The organism is Atribacter laminatus (assembly GCF_015775515.1).
GTDB classification, from domain to species: domain Bacteria; phylum Atribacterota; class Atribacteria; order Atribacterales; family Atribacteraceae; genus Atribacter; species Atribacter laminatus.
On sequence record NZ_CP065383.1, the window covers coordinates 754901 to 775667 of the forward strand.

At 38.2% G+C, this 20767-nt stretch carries 20 protein-coding genes; 1 reads left to right on the plus strand and 19 read right to left on the minus strand.

The window, feature by feature from the left end; translation table 11 throughout:
- Positions 1 to 17 precede the first annotated feature (17 nt).
- The 9 genes from RT761_RS03605 to RT761_RS03645 form a co-directional block, all read right to left on the minus strand.
- A complete protein-coding gene (locus RT761_RS03605; RefSeq protein WP_218112721.1) occupies positions 18 to 1532 on the minus strand; it encodes a sugar ABC transporter ATP-binding protein in 1515 nt (504 codons plus the stop codon).
- 135 nt (positions 1533 to 1667) lie between these two features.
- Positions 1668 to 2639, minus strand: coding sequence for a substrate-binding domain-containing protein (locus RT761_RS03610; RefSeq protein ID WP_218112722.1), 972 nt, complete (start codon positions 2637 to 2639; stop codon positions 1668 to 1670).
- A 172-nt stretch (positions 2640 to 2811) separates the two neighbouring features.
- Complete coding sequence (locus RT761_RS03615; RefSeq protein WP_218112723.1) at positions 2812 to 4077, minus strand: uroporphyrinogen decarboxylase family protein; 1266 nt, start codon at positions 4075 to 4077, stop codon at positions 2812 to 2814.
- Positions 4078 to 4121: 44 nt separating this feature from the next.
- Positions 4122 to 5186 carry a hypothetical protein gene (locus tag RT761_RS03620; protein ID WP_218112724.1) on the minus strand — a complete coding sequence of 355 codons (1065 nt, stop codon included), beginning with the start codon at positions 5184 to 5186 and terminating at the stop codon, positions 4122 to 4124.
- A gap of 279 nt (positions 5187 to 5465) precedes the next feature.
- The gene (locus RT761_RS03625; protein WP_218112725.1) at positions 5466 to 5906 is read right to left on the minus strand and encodes a type II toxin-antitoxin system RatA family toxin; all 441 of its coding nucleotides are present in this window, start codon (positions 5904 to 5906) and stop codon (positions 5466 to 5468) included.
- Between the two features lie 5 nt (positions 5907 to 5911).
- Positions 5912 to 7174, minus strand: coding sequence for an aminotransferase class III-fold pyridoxal phosphate-dependent enzyme (locus tag RT761_RS03630; protein ID WP_218112726.1), 1263 nt, complete (start codon positions 7172 to 7174; stop codon positions 5912 to 5914).
- Positions 7175 to 7228: 54 nt separating this feature from the next.
- Positions 7229 to 8134 (minus strand): hypothetical protein, encoded by a 906-nt coding sequence (locus tag RT761_RS03635; RefSeq protein ID WP_218112727.1) that lies wholly within the window; start codon positions 8132 to 8134, stop codon positions 7229 to 7231.
- A complete protein-coding gene (locus tag RT761_RS03640; RefSeq protein ID WP_218112728.1) occupies positions 8124 to 8483 on the minus strand; it encodes a bactofilin family protein in 360 nt (119 codons plus the stop codon). The genes RT761_RS03635 and RT761_RS03640 overlap by 11 nt, the downstream gene beginning before the upstream one ends.
- Positions 8461 to 9228, minus strand: a complete 768-nt coding sequence (locus tag RT761_RS03645; protein WP_343073770.1) for a type III pantothenate kinase — start codon at positions 9226 to 9228, stop codon at positions 8461 to 8463. Before RT761_RS03645 ends, RT761_RS03640 begins: the two co-directional genes overlap by 23 nt.
- A gap of 734 nt (positions 9229 to 9962) precedes the next feature.
- Between RT761_RS03645 and RT761_RS03650 the strand changes: the two genes are divergently transcribed.
- Complete coding sequence (locus RT761_RS03650; RefSeq protein WP_218110800.1) at positions 9963 to 11129, plus strand: IS481 family transposase; 1167 nt, start codon at positions 9963 to 9965, stop codon at positions 11127 to 11129.
- 271 nt (positions 11130 to 11400) lie between these two features.
- Here the strand turns inward: RT761_RS03650 and RT761_RS03655 are convergent, their stop codons facing one another.
- From RT761_RS03655 to RT761_RS03700, 10 genes are all read right to left on the minus strand, one after another.
- Positions 11401 to 11913 (minus strand): ECF transporter S component, encoded by a 513-nt coding sequence (locus RT761_RS03655; protein ID WP_218112730.1) that lies wholly within the window; start codon positions 11911 to 11913, stop codon positions 11401 to 11403.
- 161 nt (positions 11914 to 12074) lie between these two features.
- Positions 12075 to 12998 carry a P1 family peptidase gene (locus tag RT761_RS03660; protein WP_218112731.1) on the minus strand — a complete coding sequence of 308 codons (924 nt, stop codon included), beginning with the start codon at positions 12996 to 12998 and terminating at the stop codon, positions 12075 to 12077.
- A gap of 180 nt (positions 12999 to 13178) precedes the next feature.
- Entirely contained in the window at positions 13179 to 13805 is a 627-nt protein-coding gene (locus RT761_RS03665; protein ID WP_218112732.1) for a zinc ribbon domain-containing protein, read from the minus strand.
- 1 nt (position 13806) lies between these two features.
- Positions 13807 to 14100, minus strand: a complete 294-nt coding sequence (locus RT761_RS03670; protein ID WP_218112733.1) for an FmdB family zinc ribbon protein — start codon at positions 14098 to 14100, stop codon at positions 13807 to 13809.
- An 88-nt stretch (positions 14101 to 14188) separates the two neighbouring features.
- Positions 14189 to 15817: a chaperonin GroEL gene (gene groL, locus RT761_RS03675; RefSeq protein ID WP_218113395.1), complete on the minus strand. Its 1629-nt coding sequence runs from the start codon at positions 15815 to 15817 to the stop codon at positions 14189 to 14191.
- Positions 15818 to 15834: 17 nt separating this feature from the next.
- Entirely contained in the window at positions 15835 to 16125 is a 291-nt protein-coding gene (groES, locus tag RT761_RS03680; protein ID WP_218112734.1) for a co-chaperone GroES, read from the minus strand.
- Positions 16126 to 16587: 462 nt separating this feature from the next.
- Positions 16588 to 17907 (minus strand): sigma-54-dependent transcriptional regulator, encoded by a 1320-nt coding sequence (locus tag RT761_RS03685; protein WP_218112735.1) that lies wholly within the window; start codon positions 17905 to 17907, stop codon positions 16588 to 16590.
- A 145-nt stretch (positions 17908 to 18052) separates the two neighbouring features.
- Positions 18053 to 19057, minus strand: coding sequence for a Gfo/Idh/MocA family protein (locus tag RT761_RS03690; RefSeq protein ID WP_218112736.1), 1005 nt, complete (start codon positions 19055 to 19057; stop codon positions 18053 to 18055).
- Complete coding sequence (locus RT761_RS03695; RefSeq protein WP_218112737.1) at positions 19054 to 19932, minus strand: PIG-L family deacetylase; 879 nt, start codon at positions 19930 to 19932, stop codon at positions 19054 to 19056. Before RT761_RS03695 ends, RT761_RS03690 begins: the two co-directional genes overlap by 4 nt.
- 12 nt (positions 19933 to 19944) lie before the next feature.
- The gene (locus RT761_RS03700; RefSeq protein ID WP_218112738.1) at positions 19945 to 20739 is read right to left on the minus strand and encodes a sugar phosphate isomerase/epimerase family protein; all 795 of its coding nucleotides are present in this window, start codon (positions 20737 to 20739) and stop codon (positions 19945 to 19947) included.
- Positions 20740 to 20767: the final 28 nt, after the last annotated feature.

Genomic DNA, 20767 nt, shown 5'->3' on the forward strand with positions numbered 1-20767 from the left:
CTCCTTTAAGAGTTTTCTCAAGTTAGCGTGTTCATTTTTCTGACGCCTGTTGCACAAGTAATGACTCTTTCTTCGGTTGCTTCATTTTGATTAAATTCTCCAACGATTCGTCCACCCCTCATTACTAGGATACGATCACTTACACCTAATATCTCAGGCAAATCAGATGATATCATTACAATACCAATTCCTGATAAGGTTAAATCACGCAAAATTTTATAAATTTCCCTTCGGGCTCCCACATCGACTCCTCGGGTTGGCTCATCAACAATTAAGACGTTTGGGTTAATCCCCACCCACATGGATAACAATACTTTCTGCTGATTTCCACCCGATAGGTTTCTGACTTTTTGAAAAACTGTCGGAGTAATAATTTTAAATTGCTCTTGTGATTGTTCAGCAAAAGAAGTAATTTTATTTTCATCAAGAATATTCATTCTCTTTATAAATCTTTTCATATCAGGTGCTATCAAGTCTTCTCGATAACTCATCTTTAAAAAAAGCCCTTGTTGTTTTCTATCCTCTGTTAAGTAGGCAATTCCTTCTTGGATGGCATCGCCGGGGGAATGTATTGATAGAAATTTCCCATTGAGCTTTATGCTTCCCTCAGAAAATGGCTCTAATCCAAATATTGCTCTGGCTAATTCTGTTCTTCCCGCTCCAACTAACCCAGCTATTCCTAATATTTCTCCTCTTTTCAGAGAAAAAGATACTTTGGTGAAGATTCCATCTTGAGAGAGGTTTTCAACCTGAAAATATTCCTCACCAATTTTTGAATTCCGTTCTCCATACATATTTTGAATTTCTCGGCCTACCATGAGCTTTACAATCTGTTCCTCATTTACTTCAGAAATGTTATGAGTATCTATATATTTCCCGTCCCTAAAAATAGTTACCCGATCAGCAATTTCAAATATTTCTTGAAGATGATGAGAAATATAAACAAATGATACTCCTTTTTCTTTTAAGAGCTTAATGTTCTTAAATAGAAGTTTGGTTTCTATCTGGGTTAACGAAGAAGTTGGCTCATCCAGTATGAGAACTTTTGGATTATAGGAAATTGCTTTAAGAATTTCAACGACTTGCTGCTCAGCAACCGACAGTCCTTTTACTGGAGTTCGAGGGTCAACCTCCATATTAAAATATTTTAAAACCTCTGATGTTTTTTGATACAAAAGATTCCAATCAACCAATTTCATGCGCTTAAGAGGTTGACGATTGGCAAAAATATTTTCAGCGATAGAAAGATTTTGTACTAAACTCAATTCCTGATAAACAACGCTTATTCCCTCCTGAGATGCATGGTAAGGGTTTTGTAATTTAACTTTTTTTCCTTCTATGAATACATCTCCACTATCAGGTTTATACACTCCTCCTAAGATGTGCATTAAAGTACTTTTCCCAGCTCCATTTTCACCCACCAGGGCATGGACTTCACCCTTCTGTAGTTGAAGCTGAACTCCATCAAGAGCTCGAACTCCGGGAAAGTTTTTTACGATATCTCGTGCTTCTAAAATTATTGATTTATTCATGAATTCCTCCAATAACGCTGAGTATCACTGATATTCCTGCACTCTTTCCTCAATCGAATAAATAACCAATAATCATAAAGGAGCGTGATAATGGATACACGCTCCTTTATGATTATTAATTTATCTTTGGTTAGATTAATCTCTCATAAAATATTCATAATTCGATTCATCTACAATAACAACACCAGTATCTATAACAGCTGGGGTTCCTGAGATCTTAGCTTTTACATTGTCGCTGGAAATTGGAATGTCATAATTATAAAGATTAAATAGAATCTGAGTACCGTAAAATGGCATTAAAGCGGTCTGCTGAGCGACCGACGCTGAAATGATCCCGTCTTTAATGTATTCTAAAACATCATTTCCTCGATCCATGGAAACAATCTTAACCTGACCTGCTTTCCCGGCTTCATTAACCGCGGTAGCAGCCCCAGCCCCACCAGCAGCTTCAACACAACCAATACCAGCTAAGTCTGGGTACTTTTGAAGAAGAGCTGCAGCAGCTTGAGCGGCAACCGTTGGGTCTGACTGAGTATCAGCAATCTGTACTATTTCAATATCAGGATATTGAGCTAAAGCATCTTTATATCCAACAATTCGTTCTTCAAGGTTTGATTGGCCTGGTCTGGTCATTATTGCAACTTTCCCTTTTTCACCAACGAGAGAAGCAAGCTTTTTGCCTCCCTCAAAACCTGCTTGATAGTTGCCCGTTCCAACAAAGGCAATTCTTTTTGAACCTGGTAAATCGGCATCAAGTGTAACAACTGGGATACCTGCATCAATGGCTTTATCGACTATCGCGTCGAGTGAAGGTTCAAAACCGACTACCAATATCCCCTGGGGTTTTTTGGCAATTGCCTGTTCAAATGCGGTGATCATGGCTGCCATATCAAAATCAGCCGGTCCAACATACTCAGTTTTTACTCCCAAATATTTTCCAGCTAATTCCATTCCTAATTTATGGTCATAAAAATAATCTAAACTTCCTAATGCTGAAACTTCAATATAAAGTTGTTCAGAAATTGGTAATTTTTCTTCAGCAAACGCCGGAATTATGAAACTGAAAACACATACTGCTACCATGATAAAAATCATCATCTTTTTCATTTTTTTCCACCTCGATTTATTTTTTTCTAAAACTGCACTTCATAAATTATTCAGATTTCACCTCCCAACCCTATTTTTATCATAACCATAAATATAAATTAATGATTTGCAAATTATTTATATTTTAAGAACAATAATATTGCTTATTGAATTTTTCATTCAGTTAAATTTTTTAACGGTTTTCTTGAAAGGTCTCAAAAAAAGCGAGTAAATTTTCTACCGGAATTTTTGCTTGAATATTATGGACATTAGCAAAAACAAACCCTCCATTGGGCTTAAAAGTATTCATCAAATATCCGACTTCTTGACGAACCTCCTCAGGAGAACCAAAGGGAAGAGTTGATTGGGGATTCACTCCCCCTCCCCAAAACGTAAAGTCTGAACCAAAATGTTCTTTAAGTTCTTTCGGGTCCATTTTGGCTGCAGAAACTTGCACCGGATTAAGAATATCAAAACCCGCTTCTTTTAAATCAGGGAGAAGATCAAATACTGAGCCACAGGTATGGATGAAGACTTTCCACTGAGTATTTTGGTGTATCCATTCATTCATTGCTTGGTGATAAGGTTTAAAGAGTTCTCGATAAAGAGCTGGTGAAATAAATGGACTATTCTGGGATCCAAAATCAGTCCCCGATAGGACGATAACCTGAATTCTCTCACCAACAGCTTCATAGAATAATTTAAGATTCTTTAAACCAATTTCAGTCATCCGAGAAAATACCTCTTTTAAAAAATCCTTACGAGTCATGAGGGAAACATACCACTCCTCAACTTCTCTAATCCCTTGAGGATTTTTCATACCTGGTCCTGGAACCAAAGCAATATCACCTAAGTTAGTTCCAGGTACTCCACCAAAAACCACAGCGCGGTCGGTTTCCTCGTAGAGTCTTTTTGCCTCTTTTTCATAGTAAGCCAGGTCTTCTCCGTTCATAATCGAATATTCTTCAACTTGGTCTTCCACTTTCAGCTTCGATTCATCAACAATTGGCTTTTGCCGCATAATAGAATCGTGATAAAAGCCGTCTTTCGGCATTCTCATTGAGGCAGGTACCGAACGATCACCTTCAGGATACTGAAGAATATCACCATTCGGTTCTGGTATAGTATTAAATTTCTCCGGAACCAAAACTGGTGTTCCATCAAAAAAAGTCCACGGTTTCCAATTTTCATTTTTAAAGCCGAAGAAATTTTTGATAGATGGTAATGGAACTGTATCAATTCCCAATACATCCCGGAGATCATCGTCTACTTCTCCAAGCATTTGAAAGGGATCAAACACTTTTACTGGGTCATTTTCCCCGGTTAACCCCAAAGCAACTTTTAACTTATGAAGACTACTTACATGAATACCACTAATGAGTGTTGACCCCAAATCCAAAGGAACTTTATCCGGAGTTTGGTGGTTGATTGCAGCTAAAACTCTCTCTCGAGAAGTCATATTATATATCCCCTTTCTCAATCCTTCTATTATTCATTAATAAATTAAATAGATTTTTTAATCCTCTCAATTTCATCATCGGTCAATTCCTTATCAAAACTACGAATTCCTGATACCTTAAAGCCGTGTTTTAAGGCAAGGGTACTTATTTCTTTCACACGTTCAACTTGCACTTCTTTCCCAAGAGTAAAATCTTCAAATCGGCCTTCTAAGGTCAAGATCATCGTTTCCGACATACAAGCATAAGCTTTACCTGGTGGATATCCAAAATTCATTCCAAATACAGGCTCTCCAGGCACATCGACAATTCCGCCTTCAATAACTAAAATATCCTTTCGGGACTGCATGATTTCTTTAGCTACATTTCGAGGTCTTGACACATCACAAACCACGGCTCCACGTTCAATCCAATGACTCTGAATTATGGTCTCAATAGCCGAAGTAACGGTTAAAATCATTCGACATCCTTTGATCCCTTGTTCGATATCGGTAAATTTTTTCACTGGGTGAGAAGAAAATTGTTCAACTTCCTGCTGGACATTCTGAACTTTTTCATGATCACGCCCAATAATCCTAACTTTCTTTTTTTCTCGTGCTAAAATGAGAGCACAGGCCCTCCCAATTGAACCAGTAGCCCCTACTATTGCGTACTCTTCATTGGCAAAGTCGATTGACATCTTTTGGGCTGCAATCATAGTTGCTTCCAAAGCAGTTGCTACAGTATAACTATTACCGGTAGTAACGGCAATATTCAAGCCTTTTTTTGGTGTAATCCCCCCATCACCGGCTACTGATGTGAAAGCACCTAAACCAATAATTTGAGCTCCGAGTTTTTCTGCCAATAAACCGCACTTATGGATTTGCTTCGATACAAAAGGAAATGGGTATTCAATGAGAACCCTTGAAGTCATAGGTAGACCCACGAACCACCCTTTGATTTCCTTCCCAGTCGCCCGTGAGCGAATCCCGGTTACATGGGATAAAACGAACGGCGATATGTGAGAGGCAAGATACTCAACTGACCGGTTTGGTAAAAAACGGAGAATTTTCTTATGATCCTTGATGTCTTGAGCGTTCATTGCGTGGATTATAAAAGCAAAGCTATCCAAGAAACTCACCTTCAACCTTTCAATACAGTGATAAGTCAAAAATCTCAAAACATAAACTAAAACGATAAAATGCAAACACCTTCATGCTCATTCACCTTTTGAATCGGAAGAAATTATTTTTTTAAAGCTCTATTTGCTTCTCTCTTCAAATTCCCTTTTCCTCTCTTGTTTTGCAGGATATTTTAAAATTCATGATAAATTGCCTCATTTTCACTTAATTTATTGAATCAATTTAAAATTCTATTCTATCTCCTTCACAATTTCATCATTAGGCTGGATTTACTCTTGATCGATCATTTGTTTTAAAGCTTTTAACATTGCTTGAGCATTTTCTAACATCTTCTTTTTAAGAAAAGCATTAATCAAAGCCCCTACCAGAGGAAGTCCTAAATCATATTCAATCTCGAGCTCCACTCTTGTCTCCTTATTGGACAAGGGAATAAATTTCCATATGCCTTGGTAGACCTTAAAATCTCCTTCTAGAATAAAAAAACGACATTCTTTTTTTGTACCATCCCATATATCTCGTTCAGTCCACTTCACTTCTCTCCCTTGAAAGCTGCCTTTCCAAAAACTATCAACTTCGTTCTGATTTTTTTGGAGAACTCTCACCTCTTGAAGGTCTGGAAGAAATTTTGCTAATTGCTCGATATCCTGAGCTTCGAGGAACACTTTTTCGGCTGACTGTTGAATGGTAATAACATCATTGACTTTTCCCATAGCCTTTATTCTCCTCCTATCTCATCTAATAATGCTTGCACTGAAACCAGAGATTCGGCAAATCTGGATAAAACTATATCTATCTCCTCGTAAGATATTGTCAGTGGTGGCTCAATACGAATCACCGTTGGATTGTTAAGAGTATAAGCCACTAAAACATGGCGTTGAGCCATCTCCATTGCTAGCAAAGATGCGATGTCAGAATCACCAAATTGGATACCAATCAACAAACCCATCCCTCTCACTTCTTGAATCATTCCTTCTGACCCAGCTTGAATCTCTCTAAGACGTTGTAAAACTTCCTGACCTTTGATCCAGGTTAACTCGGGTATTTTTTCTTCTTGAAGGACTTTTAAGGTTTCTATACCAGCTACGCAACTAAGAGGATTCCCTCCCAATGTAGAAGAATGAATAAAGGGATTCTCTTCAAATACTTTCCAAATCTCAGCTGTACTGATGAATGCTCCAATAGGGAGCACGCCCCCTCCTAATCCCTTTGCAAGAGTCATAATGTCTGGCACAACATTAAAATGCTCGCAAGCAAACATCTTTCCCGTTCGTCCCAATCCGGTTTGGATTTCATCCAAAATAAGTAAAGCTCCCTGTTCTTCACAAATTGATTTTACTTGCTTTAAGTAACTAGGAGAGGGAATAATGATACCTCCTTCTCCCTGTATCGGTTCTAAAATAACCGCAGCGGTTTTTTTATCTATTGATTTTTTTAAGGCATCGATATCATTAAACGGAACTTGATATATTTCTGGCAAACCAGGCAAAAAAGGCTTTTTATAAACTTCTCGCCCCGACAGACTTAAGGAACCCATAGTTTTACCGTGAAAGCTATTTTCTGCCGAAATCAATTTTTCCCGACCAGTATAAAAACGAGCCAGCTTTAAGGCACCCTCAACTGCTTCTGTTCCACTGTTCCCAAAAAATGAGTATTGAAGATTACCCGGGGTTATCTTGGCTAACATTTCGGCTAAATCAGCTTGATGTTTATTAAACAAGGTACGAGTAGAAAGCGGGAGTCGCTCTAATTGTTCCTTAACAGCTTGAACAATTCGGGGATGGTTCCTCCCAACATTGAAAACTCCAAATCCCCCTAAACAATCAATATATTCATTACCATAAACATCCCATACCTTGGAACCGGCGCTAGTCCATTCTACCGTATCAAGTTGAGCAAATTTATAGTAACGCGCCAAGCCAGGATTAATATATTTAGCATATTTCTCAATAGTCTCTTCAACAAGCTTTTTTTTGTCCACTTCTATTTCCCTCCGTGGATTTTTTTAATTACTCTAAAATATAAATGAGACTCTCTATAAATAGAGTAGCCGAGGTTGAATATTTAAGGTATTCATTAATTGTAAATATTCCTCGGGTAAAATATTATCAGGATGTTTCTCGAGTATTGATACAAAAATTGCTTGTAAAACATTCGCACCAAAAGAACGCCCGTTCATCTCAGGAGTAGTTGTGATGAGCATTTTGACTCCGGACTTCCGAAGAACCTCGATATCATTATTCGTAACAGTATTGGTAATAATAACCTTCCCAACCATATCGTCCGGCATAAATCGATTGATATATAAAAAGTCACCGGCTACGATGTCAGCTCTTTTAAAAAGATGAGGAGATCGAGTTACTCGTGCTTCTTGACTTTTTCCGGTTGGATATAAAACTTTCAAAGGAAGACGTCTAAGCACCGGCATCATTATAATGGATAGAAAGCGAAGGGTAGAAAGCCGGGTTAGGGGAATGGGTATTCCTAATGCAAATGGCATATCTCCAATCAAAAGCCGACAACCTTGCTGAGAAAGCCCCTCTGCTAACCCATAACGATCCATCCCACTCATAAAAAGGGCGGTTTTCCCTTGTAAATTTAATTTATCTTTTTCAACTAAAATTTGTGGAACCTTTCTTTCCCAAGTTTCTTTAAGCTCTCCACCATCAACAATTGGTGTTTTTTTCAAAACTGAAACCATTTTAGCAATATCAACCACTCGGTATTTATATCGGCCAGCACGGAGGTAAAGGTCAGCACCCCCCAAACCAAAGGCATCAACTTTACCATCCAATTCTCTTAAGATTTGCATAAACTTTTTTCTATCACCATCAACACCTATTCTTTTAATTTTAATGTTCAAACCCATTAATTCAACTTCAGCTTGGTGGTTACGAAGCGAAGAACCCAAACTCACACTAACGACTGTTTTACTTTTCACCACTATCACCAGTCTGGGGGAATGTCAATCCACCCTCAAACGTTGTTCCAGGTTCTATGGCAATTCCATTTGACATAATTATTCCCGTTATTCGACACGAACTACGACAGATAACTTTTTCTGTATGGGTAAAACCTGCTAAAGTTCCCCAAATCTCTAAGTTTTTTGCCTGGATAAAGGCTTTTGATTGACCATGTCGGGTAATAATGACATTCACTGAATCAATAGATCCACTAAATTCACCTTGAATCATGACCGTTCCCTCGCCTTGATAATGACCATCAAGACGAGTTTGATCCCCCAATATTGCGACATCTTTTACACTTTCATGACTTTTGATTAAGCTCATTAATAATTCTCAAACCTTCAAGAGTAAGTGTTGGATTAAAAAAATCAATAAAATCACAATAATTATGTAGAAATATTCCCCATCCTCCCGTTGCAACGACTCGTGCTTTTGGGGCAAATTCTTTCTTCATATTTATAACAATCTCTCTGCATAATCCGATGTATCCATAGAAAATGCCTGAATGCATTGCCTCAACCGTATTACGCCCAATACATTTATCCGGGATTTCAACATCAATTCGAGGTAAACGAGCAGTTTTTTCATAAAGAGCTTCTTGGGAAATTCCTATTCCTGGAGCAATTGACCCTCCCAAGTATTCACGATTCGCATTAATTGCACAAAAGGTAGTTGCTGTTCCAAAATCGATAATCACTAAGTCACCACCATAAATATGCGCAGCTGCTACAGCATTAACAATTCGATCAGCGCCGGTTTCTTTTGGTTCCGCTCTTATTGATAAACCAGTACGAACTCCTGGACCGATCACCATTAATACATTTATCCATTTCTTCTCAAACAGTTCACGAAGATTATTGAGGACTGGCGGCACAACGCAGGATATCGCCACTTGATTTATATTTTTTTCCTCAATGCCTTGATCGGCTATGAGTTCTTTTAGTATATATCCCCATTCATCACTCGTTCGACGCGACGAAGTCGAAACTCTCCAATCAGCTAGAAGCTTTTCGCTATGAAAAACTCCGAAAGTGGTATGGGTATTTCCAACATCTATGGTTAAAAGCATATTCTTATCCAATTCACCACCTTGGCATGATACCTAGCATTATAATCCAATAATGTCATCTCTAAAATACCATGTAATAATCATATAAGCTATTCCGCAAATCCATTTGTGAGTTTGATGTATCAAGCTCTTAAAAAGGATTAAAAACGAAGGAGTGATAATTTTTTGCACTCAGTCTTTATTTGAAGTAGTGAAAAGCTATGGTAGGTCTAATTTTGGGCTTTCATCACCTTCTATTTTGTAAATATTGTGATATTTGAGTTTTGAGTATTGATTAATTAAATTTTATCCCTATCCTTACTTTCTCCCATCAAGTGAGAAGGAGCGATAGAGATGCCTCGTCCTGGGGATTCACATTTCAAATCCGTAAGGATCTCATCTCATAAACCTTTCTTCAAAATACTTTAAAGGATTGGATTCTCACGTTGCGCAAGACGCTCCTCAGAATAACCGAGAAAGTTAATGAGATTGCCACGTCTTTGTACTTTTAACAATAACGGATTAGTGAAACCGTACTTTTATCACCCTCCTATCATACAATGGTAGGAGGATCTATTCTGAAAATACTGGAATGATTTTTTATAGGTAATCATATTGAGCAACTAACCAGGATCTCATTCTGGGCTTTCACCCTCATCCTCACCTTCTCGGTATGATCCGGACACATAGGTAACAGAAAGTTCCTGACACATAGGTAACACTTTGTATACTACTGGCATAAGGAGGAATGCCTTATGCCATGGACGGAGGTACACAAAGTGGATCTCAGACAAGAATTGATTTATCGTTATCTCAACAAGGAAAAGGTGACAGATTTGTGTCGAGAATATGGAATCTCTCGAAAAACCGCCTATAAGTTTATTCATCGTTTTCAAGCCTTTGGTTTGGATGGACTTAAAGATCAATCCCGACGTCCTCATCACCTGGCGGGTCAAACTGATGCCCTGACCGAGCAAATGATTCTGGATACCAAATTCAAGCATCCCAGTTGGGGAGCTAAAAAGCTCAAGCCCGCCTTGGAAAGACAGTATCCCGATATTGTCTTTCCAGCAATCAGTACCATCAGTGCCATCTTATCTCGCCATGGACTGGTGAGATCACACCCTCGTCGATTGAGAAGAAGTGTGCCAACCAGTCAACTTCGAACCAGCCATGAACCCAATGAGATCTGGTGTGTCGACTTTAAAGGACAATTTCGAACCCAAGATCGGAAATACTGTTATCCTTTAACCATCACCGATCACTATAGCCGGTATCTCCTTGCCTGTGAAGCTCTTTCCTCTCCCAGCATTCAAGAATCCCTTCCGGTCTTCAAAGAGTGCTTTTCCACATATGGTCTTCCCCAGGTGATCCGCAGTGATAACGGGAGTCCCTTTGCTTCTCTTCACTCTCCCTTTGGACTCACTCAACTCTCGGTGTGGTTAGTGAAACTCGGCATCATCTTAGAGCGCATTGATCCGGGACATCCAGAACAAAATAGCCGTCATGAACGGATGCACCGCACCTTAAAAGAAGAGGCCTGTCAAAAACCAGCCACCAATCTTTTCACCCAACAAGACCGCTTTGAAACCTTTAAAACCATCTATAACACCGTACGACCCCATGAAGCAATCAACCAAGAAACCCCAGCTTCCTGGTACCACAAAAGTGACCGGCCCTATCCAAAAACCTTAAGTGATTGTGAATATCCTCATCATACGCTCACTCGTAAAGTCGATTCCTCAGGACGGATTTCTCTTTATGGCAACCGTCTGATCAGAATCAGTAAAGTCTTTGCTGGTGAACTTCTCGGATTCAAAGACTATACTCATTCCTGGTTAGTTAGTTTCTCTACCTATGATATTGGTATAATTGATAAAAAGACCCTTACTTTTGAATCAACGGAGATTCAAGATGATTAAAAAGTGTTACCTATGTCCTTAGACTAAAGTGTAACCTATGTCCCCGTTCGTACACTCCCATCAAGGGAGAAGGAACGATTAATTCTTTTGTTCTTTTTCCCTCGCCCCTTCGTGGGAGGCTTTTTTCTTTTTTCCTCTCCCCTGGTGGGAGAGGATTAAGGTGAGGGGGTAACTCATTTTCATACTCATCTGGTGCTGCGAAGCAGCATGAGGGTTTATCCTGTAAAGATAGTAAAAAGTTAATGGCATTAAAAGCAAAACTAAAAAATTCTCATTTTGAAGGGAACTGGTGCTGCAATATTTTGACCAAAGGAAGAACAATTATCGCTGAAAAAATGAGTTCTAATGTTCCATTTAAAGCAATAATTGGAGCTATCTGTTGTAGGGTAAAATTCCCAAATAAAACAGCTAAACCTAAGACTCCTATTGTATTAACAAAAGTAGCTCCCAAGCTTGATGCAACGATACCAACATTTCCTTTCTTCAAACCAGTCCAAATATAAAAAGCAACTACACCAATCAATATTCGAGGAACAAAACAGGCAACAAGATTAACCCCCATGGCGAAGAACAAATTCATTGTAGAAAAAGCAAGGATAAGACCAACTAAAGCGCCAACCAAAGGACCACCAATTATACCAGCAACTATAGCTGGTATATGCATCGTCGTTGCTGATCCTGAGAGATTTGGTACCGGGATTAATCCAATAGGAGTTACACTGAGGATAATAGAAATTGCCCCTAACACACCAGCTAATACTATCTTTTTTGTTTGTAATTTCACGCTTTTCCCTCCGTTCCAGTTCTCTGCTGAGATACCAGACGGATAAAGTTTTCTTTATCCATCTCTCGCCGCCTTTTTGGTCGACGGTTTAGACTAAATTCGTCCCTATTTTCGATAAGCTAAAACATCCTTCTTTCAGTCTAAATTTTAACTTTATCAGTTTATTTTATTATATCACTTCGTGAAGGAAGCATAGGTAACCCTTCAGCGAATAAAATTGAATGGATAACAGCTTCGGCAACACTTTCATATAACCCCTGAAGTATGCTCAGATAGTTGGGACGTCGATCACCCATTGAAACCATAAAAATGGTATCCCCATCAAAAAGAGTTGCATAGGGTCGAATGCAAGTTGATAAAGCAGAATGAACAACATGAGAAAGCATTAAAAGGTCTTCTCTTGAAAAAAAATAGTCCAGAACAACCAAAGTCAAGGTGGTATTATAATAAGATGTAAAACCAGTATCATTTTGAATATTTTTCAAAAAGCCTTCAATTTCCCCGCTTTTGTTTCTTCTACCAGCTAATAATTGTCCATTTCTAGGATCATAAATGTCGCCTAATGCGTTGGTAACAATAAAAGTATGGATACCGTCTCGATGCTGAGGAGATTTTCCCCATCCAAAACCACTTTTCATAGCAAATCGAATTCCCGAGCTTTTTCCTACTGAAGCCCCAGTCCCAGCTCCTACCGTTCCTTCTTTTGGTTTCTCGGTTGCGTTCTCACAAGCAGTATAAACCCATTCTGAATGAGGAGCAGCATTTTTTCCAACTTCTAAATCATAGATAACTGCACCAGCGACAATTGGAATATTGGCGGCTTTGGTTTTATATCCAACTCCTTTTTGGCGTAGATACTCAACTGCTCCTGACATACTATCAATTCCAAATGAACTACCTCCAGAGAATACCAAAGCATCAATATTTTCAACCAATTGCCCCGGAGAAAGAGCATTGAGCTCCCTACTTCCCGGTGCACCACCACGAACTGAGGCTATAGCGCGGTTTTTTCTTTCAAAAAGAAATACTGTACTCCCGGTATAAACACTTAAATCTGTATAATGCCCAATTTTCAACCCTTTCATGAATTAACTTTTAAATCCTTTCTCATGGTTTTATTGTTAAATTATAACTTTAAATATAATACTAGTATGATAATAGTTAAATATTTAATAATTACTCAATACCACATAATCTTTTTTATTTTTTTAGAGAAAAAATGAGTGAAATGAGGATGGACAAGTCGTCATTATAATTGACTATTTCTATGATAAGCGGCAACCACAATATGGGCAGAGCTTAAAATCAGGAGATACTTTTTTCCCGCATTTAGGACACACGCCAATTTTTTCTTCTTCTACATCAGGAACATAATTATCTAAAGCAGTTTTTATGGCTTGATGCCATTGTGAAAGGTCAACCATGCTGTCAAAAAATAATTCTTTTTCTCTTCCCCATTCATCTATATAACTCACCGAAAGATATTCTGGCTTTCGATTGACACGTCTTACATTCATACTAGGATGAAGTATGCCTTGAGAGATAAGTTCTTTTTCGGGGATTGTTTTGGTTTGACCAATCCGGGAGAGTGGAATTCGAAAAATGACTTTTTCGAAAGGAAAAGCAAATCCAAAAATATTTGCACCTTTTTCAAAATTCTCGAACCACAAACTTTTTGACATTAAAAAAAGGAGGCCTTCCGTTGTCGTTTCAAAACGGGCATGGCCTCCTAAATAACGGGCAAAAGATGAAAGGATTCTTTTTTCTGAATATTCACTTTCTTTTTCTTGCCAAAAATCAGAAACCGAGATCGTCTTTTTTCTCTTCAAACCCCAGACAATCGCTCCAATTATTAAAACTGCAAAAATTAAAATATATGAAAAGCCGCCCATGTTATTCCTTCGTCTTTAAAGCCGGGGCCTTTGAGTTTGATGAACTTCCACAGGTCGAACAATTCCCAGTGCTACAACCACTTGAACAATTTGAATGGGCAGGTGAAGAATGAGAAGAACGATAATCGGTACAGTAAAAACCGCTTCCCTTAAAAGATAAGCCCACACCCTTGCTTACTAGTTTTCTAACTCTCCCTTTACAGAGAGGACATTGAGTTATTGGTTTATCAGAGAATGATTGCAACTCTTCAAACACATTCCCACACTCTGTGCACTGGTATTCATAAATTGGCATTTTTGCTACCTCCCAGACCTATCAACTGCATCCCAATATAGCCCGGAGAAATCATCCCTCCGGGCTATATTATAGCATTTTTTATTTTTTAATAACCCATATCAGGGTTTGGTGGCATCATTGGGGGTGTTTTTTCCTTTTCAGGTATCTCAGTCACGACTGATTCGGTAGTCAACATTATGGAGGCGACACTAGCCGCATTTTGTAATGCTGCACGGGTTACTTTGGTAGGATCAATAATTCCTGCTTCATACATATCAACAAATTCATTGGTTAGTGCATTGTACCCAAAGGTTGGTTTCTCCGAACTTTTGATTTTCTCTACAATGATTGAACCTTCTTCTCCAGCATTTTCAGCAATCATTCGAGCTGGCTCTTCTAAAGCCTTTTTTATTATATTAGAGCCAATTTTTTCATCTCCGGTCAATGGCAAACTATCGATTGCTGAAGCACAGCGAATTAATGCAACTCCACCACCGGGAACTATTCCTTCTTCTACTGCAGCACGGGTAGCATGAAGGGCATCTTCAACCCGAGCTTTCTTTTCTTTCATTTCAGCTTCGGTCGCGGCTCCAACATGAATAACTGCGACACCACCGGCAATTTTTGCCAATCGTTCTTGTAATTTCTCACGATCATAATCAGAAGTGGTTTCTTCAACCTGACGCTTGATCTGGTTCATTCGGGCAACAATCTTATCTTTAGTGCCTTTTCCTTCAATGATAGTGGTGTTTTCCTTGTCAATTACTACTTTGCTGGCCTCTCCTAAATCATCAAGGGTTAGGTTTTCTAATTTAATTCCTAAGTCTTCGGATATAAAAGTACCATTCGTCATAATAGCGATATCCTCTAACATAGCTTTTCTGCGATCACCAAAACCTGGTGCCTTAACCGCTGCTCCATTAATGACACCCTTAAGCTTATTGACTACTAAAGTAGCAAGAGCTTCACCTTCAACTTCTTCAGCAATAATAAGCAAAGGCCTCCCTCGTTGAACAACTTTTTCTAATAGAGGAAGTAAGTCTTTAATAGCCGAGATCTTCTTCTCATAAATAAGGATATAGGGACTTTCTAAAACAACTTCCATGCGATCGGGGTCAGTGATAAAGTAAGGCGAGAGATATCCTCTATCAAATTGAAGCCCTTCAACAACTTCTAAGGTAGTTTCCAATCCTTTGGCTTCTTCAACAGTGATAACTCCATCTTTTCCTACCTTTTCCATCGCATCAGATATAATATTTCCGATAGATTCATCATTATTGGAAGCAATGGTAGCAACCTGCGCAATTTCTTTTCTTTCACCAACTTCTCTACTCATTTCTTTTAACTTTTTAACGACTTCATCAACTGCTTTATCAATACCCCTTTTTAATAACATCGGGTTGGAACCAGCTGCAACGTTTCGCAAGCCATCACGATAAATTCTTTCAGCAAGAATAGTTGCTGTTGTCGTTCCATCTCCGGCATCATCGCTGGTTTTAGAAGCAACTTCTTTTACCAGTTGAGCACCAACGTTTTCTTTGGGGTCGGCTAATTCAACTTCTTTAGCAACGGTTACTCCGTCTTTGGTAATTGTTGGTGATCCAAATTTCTTTTCAATAACAACATTTCTTCCTTTTGGACCTAAAGTCACTTTGACTGCTTCAGACAGAATTTTTACTCCTCTTAAAATTGACTGTCTGGCTTCTTCTTCAAAAATGATTGATTTCGCCATTATCGTGTACCTCCCTTCTACTACTCTTCGATAATTCCGAGAATGTCATCCTCTCGCATAATGAGATACTCTTCGTCGCCAATCTTTACTTCCGAGCCAGCATATTTCCCGAAAAGTACTCGATCACCTGCTTTTACTTCAAGAGGCATACGATTTCCATCTTCGTTTACTTTGCCACTACCAACAGCAACAATTGAACCTTGTTGTGGTTTTTCCTTTGCGGTATCGGGAATAATAATGCCGCCTTTATGAACTTCTTCTTCTTCGATCCTTTTTACAAGGATGCGATCTCCGAGTGGTTTAATATTCACTCGACATTCACCCCTTTCGGAAGTATTTATTTAATTTATCGTATCTCATTTTAACCATTTTTTTGAAAATTGCAAGAGGGTTAAAGTCAATCAAAATCAATTTCCTGTCAAATTGACAAGTATTAATATTAAAAATCGGTTATTTATGCAACATTTCTCTTGATAGTGTGCCAAATTAACATATTTGACAAAATGAAAGAGGAAAATTTTCTTAGTTTTATTGGTTTACTGTAGTGAGATAAAAGCTTTAACGAGAAATTTATTCAAGGATTCGAATTCAGTAAAAAAAAGGGGCATCTCTATTAATATCCTCAATAAGAAAATTAAGTTATTTTATTATTTAAAACATCCTTTCAATCACCCTTTTTTAGAAGACGAACACACAATGACGGGAAATCATTTTATCGTTTTTCCTTACAATCTCATTCCTCAAAATGGCATGAGCAGCTTTTAAATATACCTCTATTGTTTATCAAGATTATACTGTTCGATTTTACGATAAAGGGTACGAAGACCGATTCCAAGAATTTGGGCACTCTTACTCTTGTTAAAACGATTTGCTTTCAGGGTTTCCCAAATTAAAATTTTTTCTGCTTGTTCCAAAGGCATTCCAACTTCTATTTGAAGCGATCGAACAGTCCCGATACCGCTTTTAATGTGAACAGGGATGTCTTCAGGGAGAATCAGCTCACTTTCACTTAAAATAACCATACCTTCCAAGGTATTTTTTAACTCAGTAATATTACCAGGCCAATGATATTCTAATAACAAATTCAAAGCTTCTTTGCTAATTTTAATTGTTTTTTTATTGGTTCCTTCTTCAATTTCCTTTAAAAAAACATCGATTAGAAAAGGAATATCCTCCATCCTTTCTCGTAGAGAGGGTACTTCGATTTTTACTGCATTGAGAAAATAAAAGAGATCATTACGAAACATTCCCCGGGCTACTTCTTCTTCAAGAGGAACTTCGGTTGAAGTAATTATATGTAAATCTTTATCGCCTCGACTAAAACGATTTTCCTCAAGAAAATCTATGAATTCGATCTGAAGAGGGTAGGGTAAAAGATGGATATCCTCAAAATAAATCGTTCCGGATAGCAACTGATCAAGAGCATCCTTTTTTGATGAAACATCAATATCGCGATAAAATATTTTTCCTTTAAGGGCACCAGGTGGTAAATTGCTACAGAGTATTTTGTAAAAACCTTTTTCATCAGGAAAGGCATATTTATGAATGGCTCGTGCTATCATTTCCTTTCCAGTGCCCGATTCCCCCAAAAGTAAAATCGGTCGTTTTATTTGTGAAACTTGAAGTATTAAAGAAAAAACTTTCTGCATTTTTTCTGATACCCCAGTAATTCCAGCAAAAGAATAACGATAGTCAATTCGGCGCTTTAAGTCTTTGTTTTCTTCCAGAAGAGTTATCCTCTCCTCTGTTCTTTTAATTGAGGAAAGTACTCTTGAAGGAGTAAGGGGTTGTGATAAGTATTCATAAATTCCTTTAGTGAGAAGACCCCGGACTCGATACGCATTCTCGTTTTCACCGAAGGCAATTATAACTATATTAGACCAGCGTTGTTTGGCAACTGATAAGAGTTCAAAACCATTTTCTTGAATAATTTTCTCAGCTATAATCATTATTTCAATTGATTCTCTTTCTAAACAATTGATGGCCACGCTTCGATCTTTTACAGCAATAACATAATACCCCTCATCACGGAGTAAATTTGATAGCCTTTCTCGGATTAAAATATCTTCTTCAACAATTAAAATCTTACGCATGTTTTTTTCTTTAATGAGCACTCACTTCATTTTCATTCATTTTCATATCACCCTAAAAAAAGAAATTTTACTTCTAAAAAAACCCCCTGCCCAACTTAAACCATCTAACAAAAAACCCTTCTCATTTCAACAAATTAAAATCTAGTTATAATCTTACTATGATACCTTTTTCCATTGATTCCAGAGCTGCAGTAGCTATTCGAACGGCAGTAATTCCGTGGTCTGGAGTTGCTTGCTCGATGGTTCGATGGTTTTCAATACAATCAAAGAAATATTTTAGTTCTAGATAATAAGCATCATCATCTTGAGCGTTAATTTTTTCTTCTTTTTCACCCTCTCGATAGATAATTATAGGATTCGCATCTCCTCTTTGCTCAATATTTACTCCGGCACGGAATTCCCATTCAATAACACCTTCTGTTCCCAAAATCCGGTACCCCATTGTAAAAGGAAATTCTCCCTTCATCATCCAGCCGCCTTCGATATTTGCTATTATTCCATCACTATAACGAATGCTAGTTTGAGCATGATCCCAGGAACCATTAACCGACTGAACTCCTCGTGAAAATACTTCTATAGGCTTTCCCCCAACCCAGTTCGCAAAATCCAAGTCATGAATATGAAGGTCTAACGCAGCTCCGCCACTTAAATTTTGCTGAAGAATCCAGCTAACCACCGACCAAGTGGGCGAAACGCTGAGTCGGTAAGCATCCAAGGAGAGTATTTTCCCAATTTTTCCCTGTGTAACCAATTCTTTAGCTTTCTTATATTCTCCCCAAAACCGGAGCGCATGACCAATCATAAGCTCAACACCATTCAGTTGACAGGCATTTTTCATTGCTACAGCATCTTCGACATTTAAAGCCATTGGCTTTTCACAGATGATGTGTTTCCCGGCTTGAGCAGATTGCAAAACATAATCCCGATGCAAAAAGGTTGGCAAACAAACATCTACAATATCAACTTCCTTCTCCTCCAATAAACGAGGCAACGAAGAATAGTGAGGTATTGAATATTTTTCTTGAAAATTTAGGGCTTTTTCGGGTACTATCTCAAAAAAAGCAACTATATTAGCCCCTGTGATTCTTTTCCAACCTTCCATATGGACCCCTGCAATAAATCCAGAACCTAACAATGCAATATTTTTCATTGAGATTGACCCCCAGAATTATCTATCTTTTCTATTTGATGAATGTATTTTTTATACTCACACCGAGGACGTGGTTCAAAAGAAAGAAAGACTTCGGCCACCTGATTATTTGAAATTATTCTTTCTTCTCGAGCTTTTAATAGTCCAGATATAATTTTTGCTTGGGTTTGATATTCTTCCATGGCTTTAAGGATATTCTTTTCCGCTTCTATAGGAGCCTTCAATGCCCGATTAGCTCGGATTTTGACGTCTACGCCCTCAACCATTGCATCTTCAGGAGAAAAATCACTCCATACCGCATATTGTAGAATCGAGCGAATGGGTTCAGTTTGGCCCCAGTCTGCCATTACTGGATCACCAATTTGAGGAGTGTCAAAAGATCCAACCATATAAGTAGCTGTATGATCAAGATGTTCTCTATATCCATTGGGGACTAAAACCCGGGTGATCTTTAACTGACGAAGTAGAGGCATAATTTTCTTAAATGTACCCTCCTCGCCTCCGGGAAGCTTAAAACCAATAAAGGGGAAAACGCTATAATCATCGTATTCAAGGCGGTGGATTTTCTCTTCCTTAATCCCCAAAATGTTATAAGCTCGAGCTGTTTCTCGGGAGCGAAGGGCAGTGATAATATATTTCTGTTCTATAACACTATACCCACCAGAACCATTACAAAATATAATAATATGGACGTCACCTCCAAAGAGGGGAATGCCCTGAATAAGCGATCCTGGCCCAAGAATCCCATCGTCATCATGGGGCGAAAACACTGCAACCCTTTCATCTTCCGGTTTCCAACCGGGGAAAATAATATTGATATCATTACCCTTTTGACCCGACCGAAGATTATAGAAAATGAAGTCTCCCTTACGCATAATGTCTGCCTCCTAAACGATTATTTTTTGAAGATAATCATAGGATTTTTTCACGCATTCATCAACATAAGTAACTGGATGGTCAAATGAACCACTGTATTCAATTTCAACACTTAATGGTACATCAATCTTTTTCTCTCTCAAGATACTAATAATCTTTTTAAAATCAACCTTCCCCTCACCTAAGGTTGGAAAGTTCCATACTTTATAACCACCTATTTTATCCTTTAGATGGATATGAAGAATCCAGGGAAGACAATGAATGATATCTTCCTCGGGTAAACTATCACCATAAAAAATACAGTTCCCAGTATCATAATTAATTCCAATAGCTGGATGATTAATAGTTTCCATGATTTTCTTTGCTGCTTGTCCATTTTTTAGAACATCACCATGGATCTCAAGCCCTACCTTAATTCCTTTATTAAGTGCGTACTTACCTAAATCTGGAATATATTGATAAAATACCGCTAAGTCGCTTTCTTTTTCAACCGATCCAGTATTGACAACCTTAACACCAAGCATTACTGCTAAATCAACTGCCTTTTTTAGATTCTCAAAGCCTTCGGGCTGAGATAAATCGGAATGACCGCTCAGGCTACTTATCTTTAAGTTGTATAGGTCACATTTTTCTTTTAATTTTCTTATATCTGCCTCGGAAAAACCTTGTAATGAAAAATGCTCAGTCCAGCCCCGAACACATGCCAACTCTAAATATTGAAAACCAGCCTGGCTTATGCCTTTTAAAGCATCGTCAAGGGAAAAATTATGGTAAGTATTGGTTGAAACGGCTAAAACCTGAAACATAACACAACCTCCTTCAGGTAAAAATTTA